Annotated in this window: 16 protein-coding genes and 1 pseudogene; 9 read left to right on the forward strand and 8 right to left on the reverse strand. The window is 18.8% G+C overall.

The window, feature by feature from the left end; translation table 11 throughout:
* Positions 1–805: 805 nt before the first annotated feature.
* Positions 806–976, reverse strand: coding sequence for a hypothetical protein (locus Q8777_RS01280; protein ID WP_318676449.1), 171 nt, complete (start codon positions 974–976; stop codon positions 806–808).
* Positions 977–1,800: 824 nt separating this feature from the next.
* On the opposite strand from Q8777_RS01280, the gene Q8777_RS01285 reads away from it, so the two are divergent.
* Positions 1,801–2,421: a hypothetical protein gene (locus Q8777_RS01285; RefSeq protein WP_318676450.1), complete on the forward strand. Its 621-nt coding sequence runs from the start codon at positions 1,801–1,803 to the stop codon at positions 2,419–2,421.
* 730 nt (positions 2,422–3,151) lie between these two features.
* Complete coding sequence (locus tag Q8777_RS01290) at positions 3,152–3,817, forward strand: hypothetical protein (RefSeq protein WP_318676453.1); 666 nt, start codon at positions 3,152–3,154, stop codon at positions 3,815–3,817.
* A gap of 26 nt (positions 3,818–3,843) precedes the next feature.
* Here Q8777_RS01290 and recU read toward each other — a convergent pair whose 3' ends face one another.
* Positions 3,844–4,404 (reverse strand): Holliday junction resolvase RecU, encoded by a 561-nt coding sequence (recU, locus tag Q8777_RS01295; RefSeq protein ID WP_318676454.1) that lies wholly within the window; start codon positions 4,402–4,404, stop codon positions 3,844–3,846.
* A gap of 128 nt (positions 4,405–4,532) precedes the next feature.
* On the opposite strand from recU, the gene Q8777_RS01300 reads away from it, so the two are divergent.
* The 6 genes from Q8777_RS01300 to Q8777_RS01325 all read left to right on the forward strand — a co-directional run bounded on the left by Q8777_RS01300 (position 4,533) and on the right by Q8777_RS01325 (position 11,450).
* Positions 4,533–6,218: a ribonuclease J gene (locus Q8777_RS01300; RefSeq protein WP_318676455.1), complete on the forward strand. Its 1,686-nt coding sequence runs from the start codon at positions 4,533–4,535 to the stop codon at positions 6,216–6,218.
* 25 nt (positions 6,219–6,243) lie between these two features.
* A complete protein-coding gene (locus Q8777_RS01305) occupies positions 6,244–7,941 on the forward strand; it encodes a ribonuclease J (protein ID WP_318676456.1) in 1,698 nt (565 codons plus the stop codon).
* 120 nt (positions 7,942–8,061) lie between these two features.
* A complete protein-coding gene (locus tag Q8777_RS01310) occupies positions 8,062–8,415 on the forward strand; it encodes a hypothetical protein (RefSeq protein ID WP_318676457.1) in 354 nt (117 codons plus the stop codon).
* 138 nt (positions 8,416–8,553) lie between these two features.
* Positions 8,554–9,375 (forward strand): DNA-formamidopyrimidine glycosylase, encoded by an 822-nt coding sequence (gene mutM / locus Q8777_RS01315; RefSeq protein ID WP_318676458.1) that lies wholly within the window; start codon positions 8,554–8,556, stop codon positions 9,373–9,375.
* Between the two features lie 24 nt (positions 9,376–9,399).
* Complete coding sequence (locus Q8777_RS01320) at positions 9,400–10,617, forward strand: DnaD domain protein (RefSeq protein WP_318676459.1); 1,218 nt, start codon at positions 9,400–9,402, stop codon at positions 10,615–10,617.
* A gap of 23 nt (positions 10,618–10,640) precedes the next feature.
* Positions 10,641–11,450, forward strand: coding sequence for an ATP-binding protein (locus Q8777_RS01325; RefSeq protein WP_318676460.1), 810 nt, complete (start codon positions 10,641–10,643; stop codon positions 11,448–11,450).
* A 320-nt stretch (positions 11,451–11,770) separates the two neighbouring features.
* Here Q8777_RS01325 and Q8777_RS01330 read toward each other — a convergent pair whose 3' ends face one another.
* The 6 genes and pseudogenes from Q8777_RS01330 to pduL form a co-directional block, all read right to left on the reverse strand.
* Complete coding sequence (locus tag Q8777_RS01330; protein WP_318676462.1) at positions 11,771–13,771, reverse strand: heavy metal translocating P-type ATPase; 2,001 nt, start codon at positions 13,769–13,771, stop codon at positions 11,771–11,773.
* 64 nt (positions 13,772–13,835) lie between these two features.
* Positions 13,836–14,123 (reverse strand): SpoVG family protein, encoded by a 288-nt coding sequence (locus tag Q8777_RS01335; protein ID WP_318676482.1) that lies wholly within the window; start codon positions 14,121–14,123, stop codon positions 13,836–13,838.
* Positions 14,124–14,186: 63 nt separating this feature from the next.
* Positions 14,187–14,441: pseudogene (locus Q8777_RS01340) on the reverse strand (SpoVG family protein); the annotation flags it as partial.
* Positions 14,442–14,561: 120 nt separating this feature from the next.
* A complete protein-coding gene (gene rsmA, locus Q8777_RS01345; protein ID WP_318676463.1) occupies positions 14,562–15,401 on the reverse strand; it encodes a 16S rRNA (adenine(1518)-N(6)/adenine(1519)-N(6))-dimethyltransferase RsmA in 840 nt (279 codons plus the stop codon).
* Between the two features lie 2 nt (positions 15,402–15,403).
* On the reverse strand, positions 15,404–16,723 hold the full coding sequence (locus Q8777_RS01350; RefSeq protein WP_318676464.1) for an HD domain-containing protein: 1,320 nt from the start codon (positions 16,721–16,723) through the stop codon (positions 15,404–15,406).
* 158 nt (positions 16,724–16,881) lie between these two features.
* Entirely contained in the window at positions 16,882–17,472 is a 591-nt protein-coding gene (gene pduL / locus Q8777_RS01355) for a phosphate propanoyltransferase (RefSeq protein ID WP_318676465.1), read from the reverse strand.
* 805 nt (positions 17,473–18,277) lie between these two features.
* On the opposite strand from pduL, the gene Q8777_RS01360 reads away from it, so the two are divergent.
* The coding region (locus tag Q8777_RS01360; protein ID WP_318676466.1) for a hypothetical protein at positions 18,278–18,749 on the forward strand (472 nt) is incomplete at its 3' end.

An 18,749-nucleotide genomic window follows, 5' to 3' on the forward strand; every position in this document is an offset into this window, starting at 1 on the left:
TAGGATAATATTGAAAACTATGTACCATTTTCCAAACAAATTCTTCATAATTTTTAATAATTTTATCTCTGAGTTTAAGATTTTTTTTGTCTTTTAAAAAAAGAGTAAGTAACTTTTCTGTTTCTCTTGTTTTAGCTTTTTTTAAAAATGCCTTTTTTATCATTTTTCTTCCTTCCATATTTTTTTATTGAAAGGGTTATTTTTTTTTAAAAAACAAAAAAAAGACCAATTTTAAAATTGGTCTCTATTATTAATTCTTTTATTTATTTTTTATTCCATTTTACCAATGCAACCTCTTAATTTTGTTGTGTATTGAATGATGAGCAGTGCGAATTTTTAAATTATTGATTTTAAATTATTTTTTTAAATATTTTTAATTTTTTAATAGAAATTAAATTTAATAATAAATGGTTTACATAATATACATTATAGGAACCATTTTATATATAAAAATAACCTTAAATAAGTATTTTTTTATATTTCATAAAATAAATAAAAAACTTTATTTTTAAACAAAATTAAAATAAAAAAACTTTATTTTTAAAAATTTTAAAAATATTGAAGTAATTTTTTCTTTTGTGATACTATATACTATAAAGTTAATTTAAATTAAAAATTAAAAATTCTTTAGTTAGTTAAGTATTTTGTCATATCAAAATTTTAAAGAACAAGAAATAATACTTTGAACCTGCTGGCTGTGTAGTATCATATTAATAAAACAATTTTAATTTTATATTTTATTCCATTTTACCAATGTAACCTCTTTATTTGTTGTGTAGTGAATGGAGAGCAGTGCGCATTAAACCTAACAATCCTTCTCTTGAAATAAATCTTCTTTAGTTAAAACGCGAGGATAATAGTTAAATTTTTGCACTATTTTATGAACCAATGGATAATGAAGTCCAATTAATCGAGAACGTGCCTGCATATTTTTTTTATTTTTTAAAAAAAGTAAAAATAAAACTTTTCTTTCCATATTATCCCTTTGCCAAAATAAATTAGAAAAAATAAGAATAAGAAATCTTTTTTTATTTCTTTTAAAAAAAAAAAGATCAACTAAGAAAGTTGATCTTGAACATAATTAACAGATTTATTAATTGTAATACTTTTGGGGCGCAGTGCGAAGCGGGCAAGTGCGCCGAAACGAGTTTCTTTAGTAATTAAAATTCTTTTAAAATTGTTTTTTTAATATTGGGATAAAAGTTTCTTTTTGTTAAAATATCCAAATATTTATTCCAATAATATACAAAAATATAATTAAGTTGTAGAATTTTATAAAAAGTAATTTTTTGAGGCAAAGAAGTTAGAATTTTTTGTCCTTTACTAAAAAAATTTGGAATTAGGTTAAAAATTAATTAAATCACTTTTAGTATCACGAAAAGAAATTAATTTTTAAAATTTTTTTGGTGTACTAAATGGAACCTATCAAAATCGCCAAATGATAAAGTTAAAGGTGGTAGATATTTTTGTGTTTTAAGCATCAGTAAAGAATGTATTATTTTCATATTTTATTTTTTTCTTTTTTCTATTTTTTGTAATTGCTAAAATATTTTAAATTTTTTATCTTTTATTATTAATCTTTTTTTATATTTCAAAACTCTTGTTTAGGATTATTTTAAGATTATTATAGTATTATTTTAATAAATTTTTTAAATTTATTTAAAATAATCATTTTTTATTTACAAAAGTGTTATAATTTTTAAAGTTTAATTTTCTTTTGTTTTAAAAATTTATTTTTAGATATTAGAAAATTAATAGAAAAACAAAAAAGTTTTATTATTAGAAAGGAATTTAATAAAAATGCATTATTTTTATTTTAAAGAACATACTGAATATAGAATTCTCAATTTTATCATTAAAATTACCTCCTTATTTTTTATTTTTTTAATTATGTATTTTCAATATAAACATGATTTGAAATTTAAAAAATATTTAAAAAATAATAAAATTGATATGCAAGAAGAATTAAAAAAGATGAATGAATATTTTAAAAGAGAAATAGTCGAAATAAAATCCCAAAAAATCGAAAATAAAGAATTAAATTATAAAATTGATAAACATTTTTCATATAAAAAGTTATTAGGACAAATAGAAAACCTTAAAGAAGAACAAGAAAAAACAATTAAGAAACTTAAATCAGAAGAAGAAAAAATAGAAAACCTTAAAACAGAACAAGCAAAAATAATTAATCAACTAGAACAAGAAAAAGTAAAAAACCAAGAAAAAGTAAATAAAATTAATCAACTGGAACCAGAAAAAGAAAAAATTGAAAAAACAAAAAAAGAAGAAATCGAAAGCTTTAAATCAGAACAAGAAAAAGAACAAAATATAAAATTATGTGATGAAAATGATAAAACATATGACTTAAAAAATATTAATCAAAATCTTATTTGTAATATTGATAATATTGATATTTTGTGACACAAAATTGATCTAATAACGAATCAGTTTATATAAAAAGTAAAATAATTACTCTTTTTAAACTGATTTGTTATATGATTATTGAAAATCATAACAAATATTTTAAAAATTTATTTCTTAATCATATAAATATTTTTTTATTTTTCTTTTTACAGTAAAAAAAATAAAATTTTTTAAATGAAAAAAAGTAAAAATTATATTACATAATTTTCTATTATTTTTATTATTTGTTTGTTTAAATTTTTTATTTTGATTATTATTATTTATTATTGAAAAAAATAATTTTTATATGTTATTTTATCGAATAATTATTATTCATTTTTATATAAAAAAATAAAATTTTAAAAATCAAATTATTTATAATTAATTTTTTTTAAAAATAAATTTTAAAATTTAAATCTTGTAAATATAAAAAAATATTTAAATTTAAAAATAAATAAAAATTAAAAAAAATTTCAACATTATTTGTTAGATCTGAAATATTTTATAAAATAATATATAAAAAATTAATAAAAGTTTAAATTTTTTTATATCTAAATAAGATTTATTTTTATTAATTAATTTATTTTGTTATAATATTTTAAGAAGTTAAATCAATTTTAAGTTTAAAAAAATACTTAAATAATTTATTTTAATATTTATTTTTATACTAATTCATATTTTTATATACTTTATAAATTTTACATAAATTCATTACCACTTAAAGAAGGGCATGAAAAAATAAATTAAAATGATGAAAAAATTTTTTTTAAAAAAAATTATCGTTATCTCTTTTTTTTTAACATTTTCTTTTATTATAGAAATTTTATATACTCAAATTTTAAAACTAGAATGCCAAAACTCTTTTTTAAAATTAGATTTATTACCACTTATTCTAATAGGGTTTTTTTTTGGTTTTAAGTATAGTTTTTTTTCTAACTTGTTATATGTTTGTCTTCATATTATTTTAGAAAGTTTAGGTAGTTTTCATAAACATAGTTTATTTAAGGAACATAATAAAATTTCTTTTAATAATAATGTTTTATTTATGATAGGTATTTTTTTATTTTTATTTACAATACCTTATTTATCTTGTTCTTTAACAGGTTTTTTTTTTCTTCCTATTAATAAAAAAAATAAAAAAATATTTCAAAAGAAAGATATTTTTAATAGTTTGTTAATAATTTCTATTATGCAAATTTTTTCTTATTTTTTATTTGTATTTTTTTTCTATAAAGTAGATAACTTTTATGATATCATCCATAAAAAAAATTTTTTTGGATTAAGTTATAGTGGTGTTATGGTTTTCTTATATTACTTTTTTTCAGTTTTAATAACCAATACTATTATAGGATTTATTTTATATTTTATGGAATTCTTTTTTAGAGAAAATATTGAATTTTTTTATTTAGAATAAAATTATTTTAATTTATTATTTTTTATTTATAAGAATAAATTTACTATTTCGATATAATTTATTCTAGGATAATAAGAAAAAGGAATTTGATATAATTTTTCTTCAAATATTTTAAAATTAATTTTTTTATTTTCATTATTTTTTATATAATCATTTAAAAATTCTATAGGAAGATAAAAATATTTATTATGTTTTTTAAAATGGATAATAAAAAAAGAAATTCCATTAAATTTTTTTATTTTATTTAAATTATTTATTTGATGTTGAGGAATATTGCTTAGAAAAAAATTATTTTTGTCGTTGGTTTCTTTAACATCAAAACATATATATCTTCCTTTATAAAGACCTTGGTAATCAGGTAATGACTTTAAATTATAATATGCTTCTACTATTTTAGCTTTTTGTCTTTGGAGGTATTCAACTTTAACTACTTTAATAGGTATTTCATTTTTAAAAATTAAAGCTATATTATTTTCTTTGTAAAAAAGATTTGTTAAATTAATATCTCTTTCTAAAGAACTTCCTAGCCTACTTTTATTTATTATTTTAATTTCTTCTTTTTTTTTAATAAAAGGGTATTTTAACATTTTTTTAATTTTCTTTCTTAAAATTATATTTTATTTATATTTTATTTTAATAATTAGTGATTATATCATTTTTATATTATATTTATATTTATGTTTTATTTTTAAAAACAAGAAAGGAGTTTTTTAATATGCGAGATGTTAGCTTTTCTGTATTGGGTGGGATAGGCGAAAATGGAAAGAATTTATATTTGTTAAAAATTAAATCTTCTTATTTTGTTTTAGATACAGGTTTAAAATACCCTAATGTCTCTACTATATGTGGTGTTGATTCAATTATTCCTGAATATACTTTTTTAGAAAATGTTAAACAAAAAATAAAAGGAATTTTTATAACTTCAGCTTTAGAAACTCATTCTGGTTCTTTGCCTTATTTAATTCAACATTTCAAAGTTCCTATTTATAGTTCTAGTTTTATCATAGATATTTTAAAAATAAATTTAGAAAAACAAAAATATTCTAACTTATCAGAAGTAGACTTTAAAATAGTAAATGAAAATTCTTTAATTGATTTTAAAGATACAAAAATTTCTTTTTTTGGTATAGCTAGTTTTTTGCCAGAAACTTTAGGTTTATCTTTTGAAATTGAAGAAGGTTATATTGTTTATATTAGCAAAATACATTCTTTACAATCTAAAGATAAAAAATTTCAAACTAACTATTTATCTTTAGCTAAATTAAATAATAAAAAAAAAGTTTTAGCACTAATGATCGGTTCTCAAGGAGCTTTTAATGTTAACAAACAACAAAAAGAAGAAATTTTAGAACATTCTTTAAGTAGTTATTTTGCTAGTATTGAAAATAATGTTATTATTTCTTTTCTTATTCCAGATTTATTAAAAATTCAATTAGTAATTGATATTGCAATTGAATTTAATCTAAAAGTAGCTTTATTAGGTAAAAAAAATGAATATATTGTAGATATTGCTTTAAAAAAAGGTTATTTAAAAATACCTAGTAATTTTTTAATTAATTTAAAAAGTTTAAAAGATTATTTAAAATACAAAAAAATAGTTGTTATTATAGTTGGAAAACGTTTTGAATCATTATACAGATTACAAAGAATGTGTAAACAAACAGATCGTTTAATAAGATTAAATCCAAAAGATAAAATTTTATTATTATCTGTGGAAATAACTGGTATTGATAAAATCCAAAATAAAACATTAGATGCTTTAGCAAGAAAAGGTTTTATTGTTGATATTTTAGTAAAAGATTTATTTTTAGCTCCTCATAATTATGAAGAAAATTTTAAATTAATATTACATTTATTACAACCTAAGTATATTTTACCATTAGCAGGAGAACATAGACATCAATATCAAATTAAAAAAATTGCTAAAAATTTTAATTATTTAGAAAGTTCTATTTTCATGTTAGAAAATGGAGACAATTGGGTTTTTAATTCTAATCATTTACCTTATATTCAAAGAAATTTTTTCAAAAAAATAGGAGAATTTTTAATTGATGGAACACCTGTATTAGAAGGGAATAGTTATATAATAAAAGATAGAGAATTATTAGCTAATGATGGTGTTATTATAATTGCTTGTAACATTAGTTTAAGATTAAAAAAAATTCTTGGAAATATAGAGTTTATTAGCAAAGGTTTTTTAGATAAAACAAAAACTTATTCCATTATTGATGAATTAAAAAATATTTTTTATAAACTAATTCAAGAATTTTTAATAAATGATAAAAAAACTAAATGGAGTGATTTTAATAAAAATTATTTAAGAGAAGAATTAAGTAAATTAATTTTTAAAATAACTAAAAAAAAACCAATTATTATACCTGCTTTAATAACCATTGACTAAAAAAAACAATAAGGAAATTGAATTAATGGAACAACAAATATCTAATATAAATTTTGTATCTAAAGAAAAAGATATATTTTTTTATGCTTTAGGCGGATTAGGCGAAATTGGAAAAAATATGTATGTTTTTGAAATTCAAAAACAAATATTTATTATCGATGCAGGTATTTCTTTTTTTGGTGATTCTTTTTTAGGAATTAATTATGTTATTCCTAATTATGAATATCTATTAAAAAATGAAGAAAGAATTGTAGCCCTTTTTATTACTCATGGACATGAAGATCATATAGGAGGTATTCCATTTTTATTAAAAAAAATAAAAATTCCTCAAATTTTTGTATCAGGTATTGCTTTTAATTTAATTGAAGTTAAATTAATAGAACATAAATTAAATAAATACATTCAAAAGATGACTAAATATTTTCATGATTCTAAATTCCAATTTGATCAAACAGAAATTTCTTTTATAAGAATGAACCATTCTATTCCTGATAGTTTCGGAATTGTTTTAAATAATCAAAATAGAATTCTTTTTTATACAGGAGATTTTAAAATCGATCATACACCAGTAGGACCATTGGCAGAATATGATAAATTATTAGAATTAAGTAAAAAAAATGTTTTATGTCTTTTTTCTGATTCAACTAATTCTCAAAAAAAAGGAAATATTCAATCAGAAAGTGAAATCGGAAAAACTATTAATCAACTTTTTTATAAAATAAAAGGACGAATTATAATAGTTACTTTTGCTTCTAATTTTTATCGTATAAAACAAATTATTGAGGCTAGTATTTTGACAGGAAGAAAAATAGCTATTTTTGGCAGAAGTATGGAAAAATCTATTGAAACAGGAATTAAAAATAATTATTTAAAGATCCCGAAAGGTATTATTGTTAGCGGAAATGATATCGATAAATATGTCAATATCACTTTAATTTGCACTGGTTCACAAGGTGAACCTCTGGCCGCTCTTAGTAGAATGGCTCAAGGTATTCATCGTCAAATTAAACTTTTGCAAAAAGATACAGTTATTTTTTCTTCTTCTCCAATTCCTGGTAATCAAGATAGCATCAATAAAATTTTAGATCTACTTTTAAAAATGGATATTGAAGTTATTACTCATGGAGCAGTAGTAAATACCCATACTTCCGGACATGCAAGTCAAAATGATTTAAAATTATTAATTAATTTAATAAAACCTAAATTTTTTATTCCTGTTCATGGAGAATATATAATGTTAATGGCTCATAAAAAATTAGCAATTGAATGTCAAATAAACCCAGAAAATATTTTTATTTTAGATAATGGAGAAGTTATGAGAATTAACGAACAATCAATTACTAAGATAAATAAAATAGAAGCAAAAAGTATTTATATCGATGATTCAGGAACAGAAAATATTGATAGTTCTATTTTAAAAGAAAGAAAAATTTTAAGTGAAGAGGGTTTATTTTCTATTATTATAAGTTTAAATTTTAAATATAAAAAAATTTTAAACTTGCCAATGATTTTTTCTCGTGGCTTTATTTATATGAAAAGCAATAAAGAATTAATGAAAAAAATTTCTTTAGATATTAAAAAATATATTCAAAATTATTTGCATAAAATTGATAAAATAGATAAAAATGATTTAAAAAAAAGTATAATTGATTTTGTTACACCTAAGATTTATGAATTAACTTTAAGAAATCCTATTATAATTCCTATTATTTTAAAAACATAAAATTTTAAATATTATTAAAAAAGTTTTGGGAATATATATATATTAATTAGGTATAATTAATAATGTTAGTTATAATTTTTATCTAAAAAATAACATTAAAAAAAGAGAGTTTATTTTATTATGAGTTTTCAAAAATCTTTTAATGAATTATCTGAAAAATGGGGAAATTTTATTTCATTAAATAATTTTAATATTGAAGTTCAAAATAGATACATTGAAACAAAATTAAGTAAAAAGAAAAAAAGAGAATGGTTTGCGCAAGAATTACGTTTTTTTTTTGAAAATAATGAGTATCTTCTAAAAGAAGCAATTATTAAATTTAGTCATATTGACGAAGATAACCCAGAATTTTTTTTACAACCAAAACAAATTATTAAAATTTTGAAAAGTAAATTAGATATTTCGAATCATTTGAATCAAAAATATACTTTAATAATTGATAAATTTCAACAAGTGCAAGAACAAGAAAAATAATTTAAATCTTTATTTTTAAAAAAAATATTTTAAAACTATCTTTTTTGATGGTTTTTTTATTTTTTAACCATATATACACTATTCATATATTTAAAATAATTTAAATAATGAAAAAATCTAAAAGGTTCAATAAAAAAAATGCCTGAATTACCAGAAGTAGAAGTTACGATTCGTATTTTAAGAAAAAAAATAATCGGAGAAACTATAAAAAAAATAAATGTTTTTTATCCACCTTCATTTAAAAGTTCGTATTCTTTAGAAAATATAAAAGGAAAAAAAATTTTAGATATTCAAAGAAAAGGTAAATTTTTGATATTTTTTTTAGATCAAGATTGGGTTTTGGTGGGACATTTTCGAATGGAAGGAAAAGTATATATTAATTCTTTGAAAGAATGCGACCAAATTCATAAACATGAAAATTTTCGTATTTTATTAGCAAGTGAAAAAGTTTTTCGTTATTATGATTTTCGTAAATTTGGTAGTTTTTCTTTGTATAAAAAAAAAAATTATTTAGAAGAAAGCGGTTTAAATAAAATAGCTCTAGATCCTTTTTTAATAAATGCTTATGATTTTTTCAATCAAGTGAATAAAAAAAAAATTTTTATAAAAAAAATTTTATTAAATCAGAGAATTATTTCAGGAATAGGAAATATTTATGCCAGTGAAATTTTATTTTTATCTAAAATTCATCCTGAAACATTTTCTAATAATTTAACTTTTCAACATATTCAATCTATTCTCAAAATATCTAAAAAAGTTTTAAAGCGAGCCATTCAGTATGGCGGTTCTTCTTTTAGTAGTTTTGAAGCTTTAGGACAAAAAGGTCATTTTCAAAAAAAATTATTAGTTTATAAAAAAGATAAAAAAAATTGTTCTTTGTGTAATTATCCTATCCAAAAGAAAAAAATAGAAGGTAGAAGTTCCTATTTTTGTTTAAAATGTCAAAAAATTATTAGTTAATTTTTTAATAATTTAAAAAAAGGGGTGATTTTTTTGTTTTCTTTATATCGCTTTAAGATTCAAAGTGATGATTTTTTTTCAAATCAAGAACAAAAAATTTTAAATTTACTTTATCAACCTTTAATCGGAAAAGGTCCTTTTAGTCTTTATAATGCTTTTTATTTTTTAAGTCAAAGCAAACAAAATAAAAATGATGATTTTTTTTATAATCATCAATTTCTTTTTGATTTGTTAAATATTGATGAAATATTTTTCTTACAATATAAAGACAAATTAGAAGCAGTTAATTTATTATCTACTTTTCAAAATTTAAAAAAAGAAACCATTTATTTTTTAAAGAAACCTTTAAATTATAATGATTTTTTTGAAGAACCTATTTTAAGTCAATTTTTATTGAGTGAAGTAGGAGAAAATATGTATATTCAATTACAAAATTTATTTTTTTATAAAGAAAATATTGAATTAGAAAATTACGAAGATGTTAGTAAAAAATTCTCAGATATTTTTAAATTTAAAAAAATGAATATATCAAAAAATTTATTCAATTCTTCTAAAAATAAATTTAATAATAGATTTTCTTTTTTTTATAAATATTTTAATTATGAACTTTTTATCCATAAATTATCACAAAGATTTAAAAAACCTTTTTTATTAGAATACAAAAATATTGAATATATTACTAAATTAGGTTTTATTTATGAAATTAAACCTGAAAAAATGGCTTTTTTATATCAAACTGTTTTTCGTAATGACAATGAAAGTAATATAGATTTAAGTAAATTAAAAATACATTTAAGAAGACAAATATTGAAAGAAAATAAACAAATAACTAGTGTCAAGATCGAAGATGTTCATAGTGAAGAAAATGAAATGATTTTTTATTTAAAAAATTCTCATCCTAATAGAATAATAAATAATTTTATTAAAAATGTTTATATTTGTTCTGAGTTATATAATGTAGCTTTTCAACTTATTAAACAAACTAATGTTGATATTGGAATAATTAATGCTTTATTTATGTATATTTTTAATAAAAAAAACATAGATGATAAATTTCCTACTTCTTATAATTATTTTAAAACTGTTTTAGATTCATGGTTAAAAAAAGGAATAATTTCAACAGAAACGGCTTATGATTTTTTAATAGAAGACAAAAAAATTAATAAAAATAACAATTTAAATACTAAAAATCCTCCTAAATGGTTAGATAATATAAGAAAAAATTTAGGATTCGAAAGTTAAAAAAAGGTTTTTTAAATATTATTATGATGTCATATGATAAAGAGTTAAATTTAAAAAAAATGAGAGAATTAATTAAAAAAAACGAAGAAACTAAAAATTTAAAAATAAACGATGAAGATGTTATTATGATTTATAATTATTTACAAGAAAAAAATAAAATAAATGAATTAGGTTATAAATTAATTTTAAAAACAGATCCTTATATTTCAGTTCTTTATAAAGAAACTCCTTACTCTCAAAAAATTAATTTTGAAAATAAATTAAATAAAAAAAATCTTTTATTTAACCAAAGTTTCAATTTAGAAAATATTGAATTAAAAAAATTTCGAAATGATACAAATGACAAAAATAAAGCTTTAATTCATATTCAAAAAATAATTCAAGATTTTTTTAAAATAAAAAAAGGTTGTTATTTATATGGCCCGATCGGAACAGGAAAAACTTTTTTGTTGAAATATTTATTTAAAAATTTAATTCAAAAAAAAATTTTAGGATTATTCATTTTTATGCCAGATTTAACAAGACAATTTAAAAATATTTGGTCTAATAATGATATAATGGAAAAAAAACTTGATTTATTGAAAAAAACACCTTTTCTTATTTTAGATGATTTGGGTTCTGAAAATATGACTTCTTTATTCCGTGATGAAATTTTTTTTCCTTTATTGAATTATCGTTATGAACATGAATTAATTACTTTTTTTAGCAGTAATTTTAGTTTAGAAGAGTTGTTAGAATATTTTAATTCTTTAAAAGATTTTAGTAATGGAATTAAAGCTTATAAAATTATTAAAATAATTAATGAATTAGTAAATAAATTTAAGTTTATATAAAAAAATTATTTTATTTTTATTTTTAAAATTTGTTAGTTCAAATTTTATTTTTTTATTTATATTTTTTAAAAAAACTCTCTAACTTATTATTTTTTCAAATAAAAAGAAAGAGAGTTTTTTTCAAAAAGGTGTTTCATCAATTGGTAATAAATATAATATATAATAACTATTTATTACCAAAGAAAAAGAAAAAATAATTTTTTTAATTCTTTGATAATAAAAATTTGCTATCTATTATTTTTAATACCAATTATTCTTATAAAAATCATTTTTTAATCAGAAAATGAAATAAAAATTATAAAATATAAAATCATTTTTTATTATTTATCTTGGATATTGTTTTTTAATCTTAAACAATTTAATATTACTAATAAAGTGCTTCCTTCATGAAAAATAACTGCTATATTTAAAGGCAATTTAAAAAACCAATTAAATACAGAAAAGATTATTATTACTCCTAAAGATAATATAATATTTTGTAATATTATTTTTTGTAGTTTTTGAGAAATTTTATACACATAAATTATTTTATTTAAATCATTTTTAATTAAAACAATATCCGCAATATCAATACTAACATCGCTGCCTTCTTTTAAGGTAATAGAAACATCTGAATTAGCCAATGCCGGCGAATCATTAATTCCGTCTCCTACCATTGCTATATTATTATATTTTTTTTTAAGTTCATTAATATATTTTACTTTATCTTCAGGTAAACAATCAGAATGAATCAAATCCATACCTAAATAAGAACCAATGCTATTTGCTGATTGTTGGTTATCACCTGTTAACATTATTGTAGTGATATTTTTTTCTTTAAAATATTTAATCATTTCTTTTGCTTCAGGACGTACTTTATCTTTTAAACCAATTATAAAAATAACATTATTATTATGAATTAAATAAATAACAGTGTTGCCGTCATTTAAAAATTCTTCAGTTTTATTTTTTATTTCTGAAGGAACTTCTGAAAAATAATTATGTTTAGTTATTTTATAATTATTATTTTGATTATCTTGAGCTTCTATTCCAATCCCGATTATATTTACAGTTTTAAGTTTTATATGATTTTGTGATTTAATTTTTTTTTTAAAATATTTTTGGACAGAAATAGAAATAGGATGATTTGATTCTTTTTCCATAGCCAAAAAAATATTTAAATAATTCACTTTTTTTTCTTCTGGTATTTGACTATTGAAAAAAATATTTTTTACTTCAATTTTTCCTTGAGTTAAAGTTCCTGTTTTATCAAAAGTAATTGCCTTAATTTCAGAAAAAATACTTAATGATTGACTATTTTTTAATAAAACACCTTTTTTAGCTAAATTAGAAATGCAAGAAAGAGTAGCCGGAATATCTACTACTGCTAGTGCACAAGGAGAACTAATAGTTAAAAAAACCATACTTTTATAAAAAATATCTTTAAATTCCCAATATAAAAAATTCGGATATAATAATGATAACATTCCACTTAAAAAAATTGCAATGATCGTGATTAAAAGAATTGTTTTAACATATATAGGTTCTATTTTCTTTATAAAAGTTGCTTTTTTAGATAATTTATTTTGAATTTCACTAGTTAATTGGATTATTTGAGAAAAAACAGTTTTGTCTATAGTTGCAGTTATTTCTATTATTAAAGTTTGAGTTAAATTTATGTTACTCGCAAATACTTTATCACCTGTTTTTTTATCAACAGGAAGACTTTCCCCTGTTATATTAGATTCGTCTATTGATGAGGAACCAGAAATAATAATTCCATCAGAAGGAATTTGTTCTCCGTTTAAAACTATAACTTTATCACCTATTTTTAAATTATTGACATCTATAAATTGAAAATCATTATCTTTTTTCAATAATTTAGCTTTTTTAGGCATAATTTTTAAAATATCTTTGATTTCTTTTTGATTTTTATTTTCTATATATTCTTCTAAAAAATTAGCTCCGCTAAAAATAATAATCAATAAAATAGCTTCATTAAAATTTGTTAAATATATAGAACCCATGGCGGATAAAATCATTAAAATATTAACATTTAGTGTTATTTTTTTATTTTTTTTAGTATTTTTATATGTTTTAACAAAACCTTCTTTTATAACTGAAAACCCTGTTGAAAATATAATTCCTAATGTTAATAATATTTTTATATAGTTTTTTAATTTTTCATTTTTTATATATATTAAATCCAAATTAATTGGGATAAAAAATATAAAATAAAATAAAATTCCACAAAAAAAATAGTGTATATATTTTTTTGGTTTTATAATCTTTAAAAAATAATAAAAAAAATAATTATTTTTTTTTTCAAAATTATTCTTCATAAATAAATGATTTATCTTTCTTCTTTAATTAAATGAATAAAATTCAATTGATTAAATCAAATGTTTAATTATTTATTTTATGATTATTTTTATTTTCATTTTCTAAAATTTTATAAAAATCTTTTATTATATTTGATTCTATTACTTCTCTTGTTTCTTTGTTGATTGGATGTGCAATATCAACATAAACACCTTTAGAATTTTTAGTACTCGGCATTGCTATAAAAAAACCATTTTCCCCTTCTATTATTTTAATACTATGAACCACAAAAGAATTATCGATTGTTATTGATGCTTTTCCTTTTAATCTAGTCTTACTGTTTGGATATAAATTTATTTTAATATTAGTTATTAAAAAAGAATTTTGTGATTCTTCATTTTTATTTATTTCAACTTCTAACTTCGCATATTCTTTATTTATCATATTTTTATAAGTATTTTTAATATTTTCTTCAATTACTTCTCTTGTTTCTTTGTTGATTGGATGTGCAATATCAACATAAACACCTTTAGAATTTTTAGTACTCGGCATAGCAATTAAAATACCTTTTTCATTCTCGATAATTTTTATATTGTGTATAACAAAACAATTATTTAATGTTATAGACGCAATAGCTTTTAATTTTATTTTATTATTGTATAAACTTGTTCTTACATAAGTAATTTTCATGTAATATTATTATTCCCTTTATTATATTTTATAAACAAATTAAAATTTTTATTTTTATTCATTACTATAAATTATAGTAGCATATTTTATTATCAATTTTTTTATTATAAAATTTTTGTATTATAAAATACAAACTTTTTTAACTAAACTCAAAAAATTTAAAAAAAGATAAGATATTTTTTTAAATTGTTCAATATCTATTTCTTCTGCTCTAATATTTAAAGGAATTTTATTTTCTTTAAAAAAACAGATAACTTCTTTTTTTTTAATTTCAAAATTTTTACTTAAATTATTTATTAATTTTTTTCTTTTTTGTTTAAAAGAAAATCTAATAAACTGATAAAAATCTGTTTCAATAAATTTTTGCTCTTTTTTATCTAAAAATAATTTATCAAATTTTAAAATAATACCATCTACTTTAGGTTTAGGAAAATACATACCTTTTTTTACTATTTTGATTTTGGTTATTTTTGTCAAAGATTGAACAAAAACACTTAAAGCATTATAATTTTTAGATTTACTTTTGCTTAATATTCTTAATCCTAACTCTTTTTGAATCATTATGGTAAAAGTTTTTATTTTTTTATTAAATAAAACTTTCAATAAAATAGGAACGGCTATGTTATAAGGTAAATTTCCAACCAATATCACTTCTTCTTCTTTAAAATATTTTTCTAAATCTTTTTCTAAATCACGTAATAAAAAATCATCGTAAATAATATCAATTGGAAGATTTGAATCAAAATTTAAAAAAGATTTTAAATCATAATCGATTTCATAAGCTAAAACTTTTTTAGCTTTATCTAATATTAATCGAGTTAAAATTCCTTTGCCTGGTCCTATTTCTACAACATTTTTTCTTTTTAAATTAGTTTCTTTAATTATTAAATTCATTAAATTAAGATCATTTAAAAAATTTTGGCCATATTTTTTTTTAAAAATATGTTTATTTTTAGACATATTTAAAAGCCAATTTTTCCTCTATAAAAATATTTAAATTTTATTTGTTTTATTTCTGAATTTCCTAAATTTTTGATAATTGTTCTATTATCTTCTCCTAAAGGATGATTAATTTTTTTAGATTTATCATAAATAAGTATTTTTTTTTGACTATTCTTAATTTCTTCGATATTTTCTTTATAAATATCAAATGGTTTTATTTGATTTTTATAATCATAAATATAATATTTTATTTCTTCTTCGTTATATTGAAATTTTTCTTTCATTTTGTTTATTAAAACCAATTCTTCATCATCACTATGACACCAAATATTACGATTCAAAAAATCATTACACAGATTAACTAAAATTGTATCTTTTTCTTTACTTAAAAACATAATCAAACTATTGACATAATGATCATCCATTTCCAAAAAATAATAAGTATAATTTGGATCATCTTGTTTATAATAAATTTTTTTTAAAATATACAAAAGATTATTATTTTCAAATTCAAAAGTATATTCTTTATTATCTAACAATTCCTTTATTCTTTCGAATATTTTTTCCAAAATAACTGAATAACCTAAAACTTTTTCATTATAATAAACTCTACAATACATATGGTAACGATTAATTAAATAGTTTTCTATAGAAGGGATAGCGCTTTTTTTAAAAACAATATCATTTCCACATATTTCCATACTTCTAATTAAATAATTAGCATCAATATAACCATAACTAATACCAGCAAAAAAAGAGTCTCTTTTTAAATAGTCTAACCGATCAAAATCTAATTGACTAGCTAATAATTTTTCAATCAAAGGAAAATTATTTTTTTTCTTAATAATAGAAATTAAATCTTTTTTAAAATTTTTATCTTGATAATCTTCTTGATAATCATCTAGAATTTTTTGAATCTCTTCATTTTTTTCTATTATTTTAGCACTTAGTGATTCATGATTTGTTTTTAAAACTTTTTCAAATAAATGAGAAAAAGGGCCATGCCCTATATCATGTAATAAAGCAGAAGTTAGCAAAAGTAATATTTCTCTTTTTCTAAATTTTACTTTTTTTAAATCATTTTTTTTTATTTCTGTAAATCTTCTTGCTAATTCATAAACACCTAAACTATGATTAAAACGAGAATGTTCAGCGCAATGAAAAACAATGTTAACTAAACTCAATTGTTTAATTTTTCTTAATCTTTGCATAGGACGAGTATTTATTAATCTTTTTAACAAAGTATGATTAACAAATATACTTTCATAAATAGGATCAGTAAATACTTCATATTCTTCTTTTTTTGTTATAATATTTTTTTTTTTAATATTTTCAGACATATAAAATTTATATTAATAAATATTTCTTTCCTATTATTTATTTTTGTTATCTTACATATTACATATACAAGATCAATTATTTATCTAATTTTTAAAAATAAATAATATTTTTTTTAATTAAAAGAAAATATAAATACTTGTTTTTAAGTTTATTTTAATCAAACCAAAATTTCTGTAATTAATTCTGCTTGATCACCATTTTTTAATAAAAAAGCGCATGCATCATCTGTATCTAAATGACATTCTAACTTAAATGTTTTATCTACTCTACATAAGACATTGCCTAAAATACCTGATTTTATACCTTTTATTTTAATATTTACTATTTGTTTATCTTTTACATTAAAATTTTCTGCATCTTCCGGAGAAAAATGTATATGTCTATCAGCTATAATTACTCCTTCTGATATTTCTACTTGTCCTTTTGGACCTATTAAAATAGCTCCAGATGAACCAGCGATATTACCTGAACTTCTTATACAAGAATTAAATTGATATTTTAAATTATCATTTTGACTTATTTCTATCTGATCAAAATTTCTTGTAGGCCCTAAAACACGAACTTTTTCTAAAATTTTTCCTGTAGAACTCATAACATTAATTTTTTCTTCAGCTGCAAATTGTCCTTCTTGTTTCAAATTTTTAAAAAAAGTTAATTTATAATCTTTGCTTCCGAATAAAATATCTAGTGTTTTTTGAGATAAATGTGCATGTCTTCCAGAAATTCCTATTGGTATTAATTTCATCATAAATTTTTAATTTTTAATCCTCCATATTTTTATTATGATTATAATTAAAATATTATTAATTTAATAGATAATATCAAAAAATATTTAAAAAATAAAACAAAAAATAAAAATTAGTAAAAAAATTCTAAATTAATCTTTAATTAATCTGAATTGACAATATTAATATTAATTACATAGTCATTTTTTAATATTACTAAATTATAACATATTAAACATGTTTATATTACATCATTTAACTTAAATTTTTAACAAAAGAACTATTTTTGAAATATTGGAATATGCTTTAAACTGTATAAACTATAAAATTAATGAAATTGCTTTATTAATAAAAAATCATTAATTTTTTTATATTTTGACTAAAAAAAATTCTTTTATATTATAATTATTAAGATTATATTATTTTTAAATTTTTTAACTTTTTATTTTCTAAAAATGATATTTTTATTTATAAATTATCAATTTAAAAAATAAAAATAATTCAAAAATGAATACAAGAAATTTATAAGAAAATAAGAAGTTATAATCAAATATCACTTTTCTAATTTTAGATAAGGTATAATTTTTATAATTTTTTTGTTTAAAAAATAAATTAAAGGATAGAAAATTAAACAATATATAATAGTTCTTTATTAAAAAAGTATTATATATTTGTTAATTAAACATCTTTAGTTAAATAATTTGAAGTTATTGTAAATTTTTTATTTTTATTTTATTATTCCTATTAATTTTATATTTTTATGTTATATTTTTTTTAATCATTTTAATTGAATATAAATTAAAAGAAAGTGACTTAAATTGTATAATTATGGAAATAAATAAAATTTATAAAACAATTAATTTCAAATATTTTTTTTATTATTTTATTTATTTTTTCTATTTATATATTTTATTTTTTATAAATAATATAAACGCTATCACAAGTCAATCAACTCTTTCCCTTAAAGATGTTTTGACTCAAACTGATTTAGGAGAACTCACAAATAATTCACAACAAACTATCATTGACAGAATTAAAACTCTTAATAAATCATTAAAAGATAAAAATCTTCAGATTTCGGCAGTTGATGAAAAATCCGCTTTAGTTAGCTCCAAAGATTATGGAAGTTTAATATTGAAAGTACATTTCCATCTTAAATCACACACTTCACCCAGTCAATCAACTCTTTCCCTTAAAGATGTTTTGACTCAAACTGATTTAGGAGAACTCACAAATAATTCACAACAAACTATCATTGACAGAATTAAAACTCTTAATAAATCATTAAAAGATAAAAATC

This window comes from Candidatus Phytoplasma stylosanthis (assembly GCF_032886435.1).
Taxonomy (GTDB): domain Bacteria; phylum Bacillota_I; class Bacilli_A; order Acholeplasmatales; family Acholeplasmataceae; genus Phytoplasma; species Phytoplasma stylosanthis.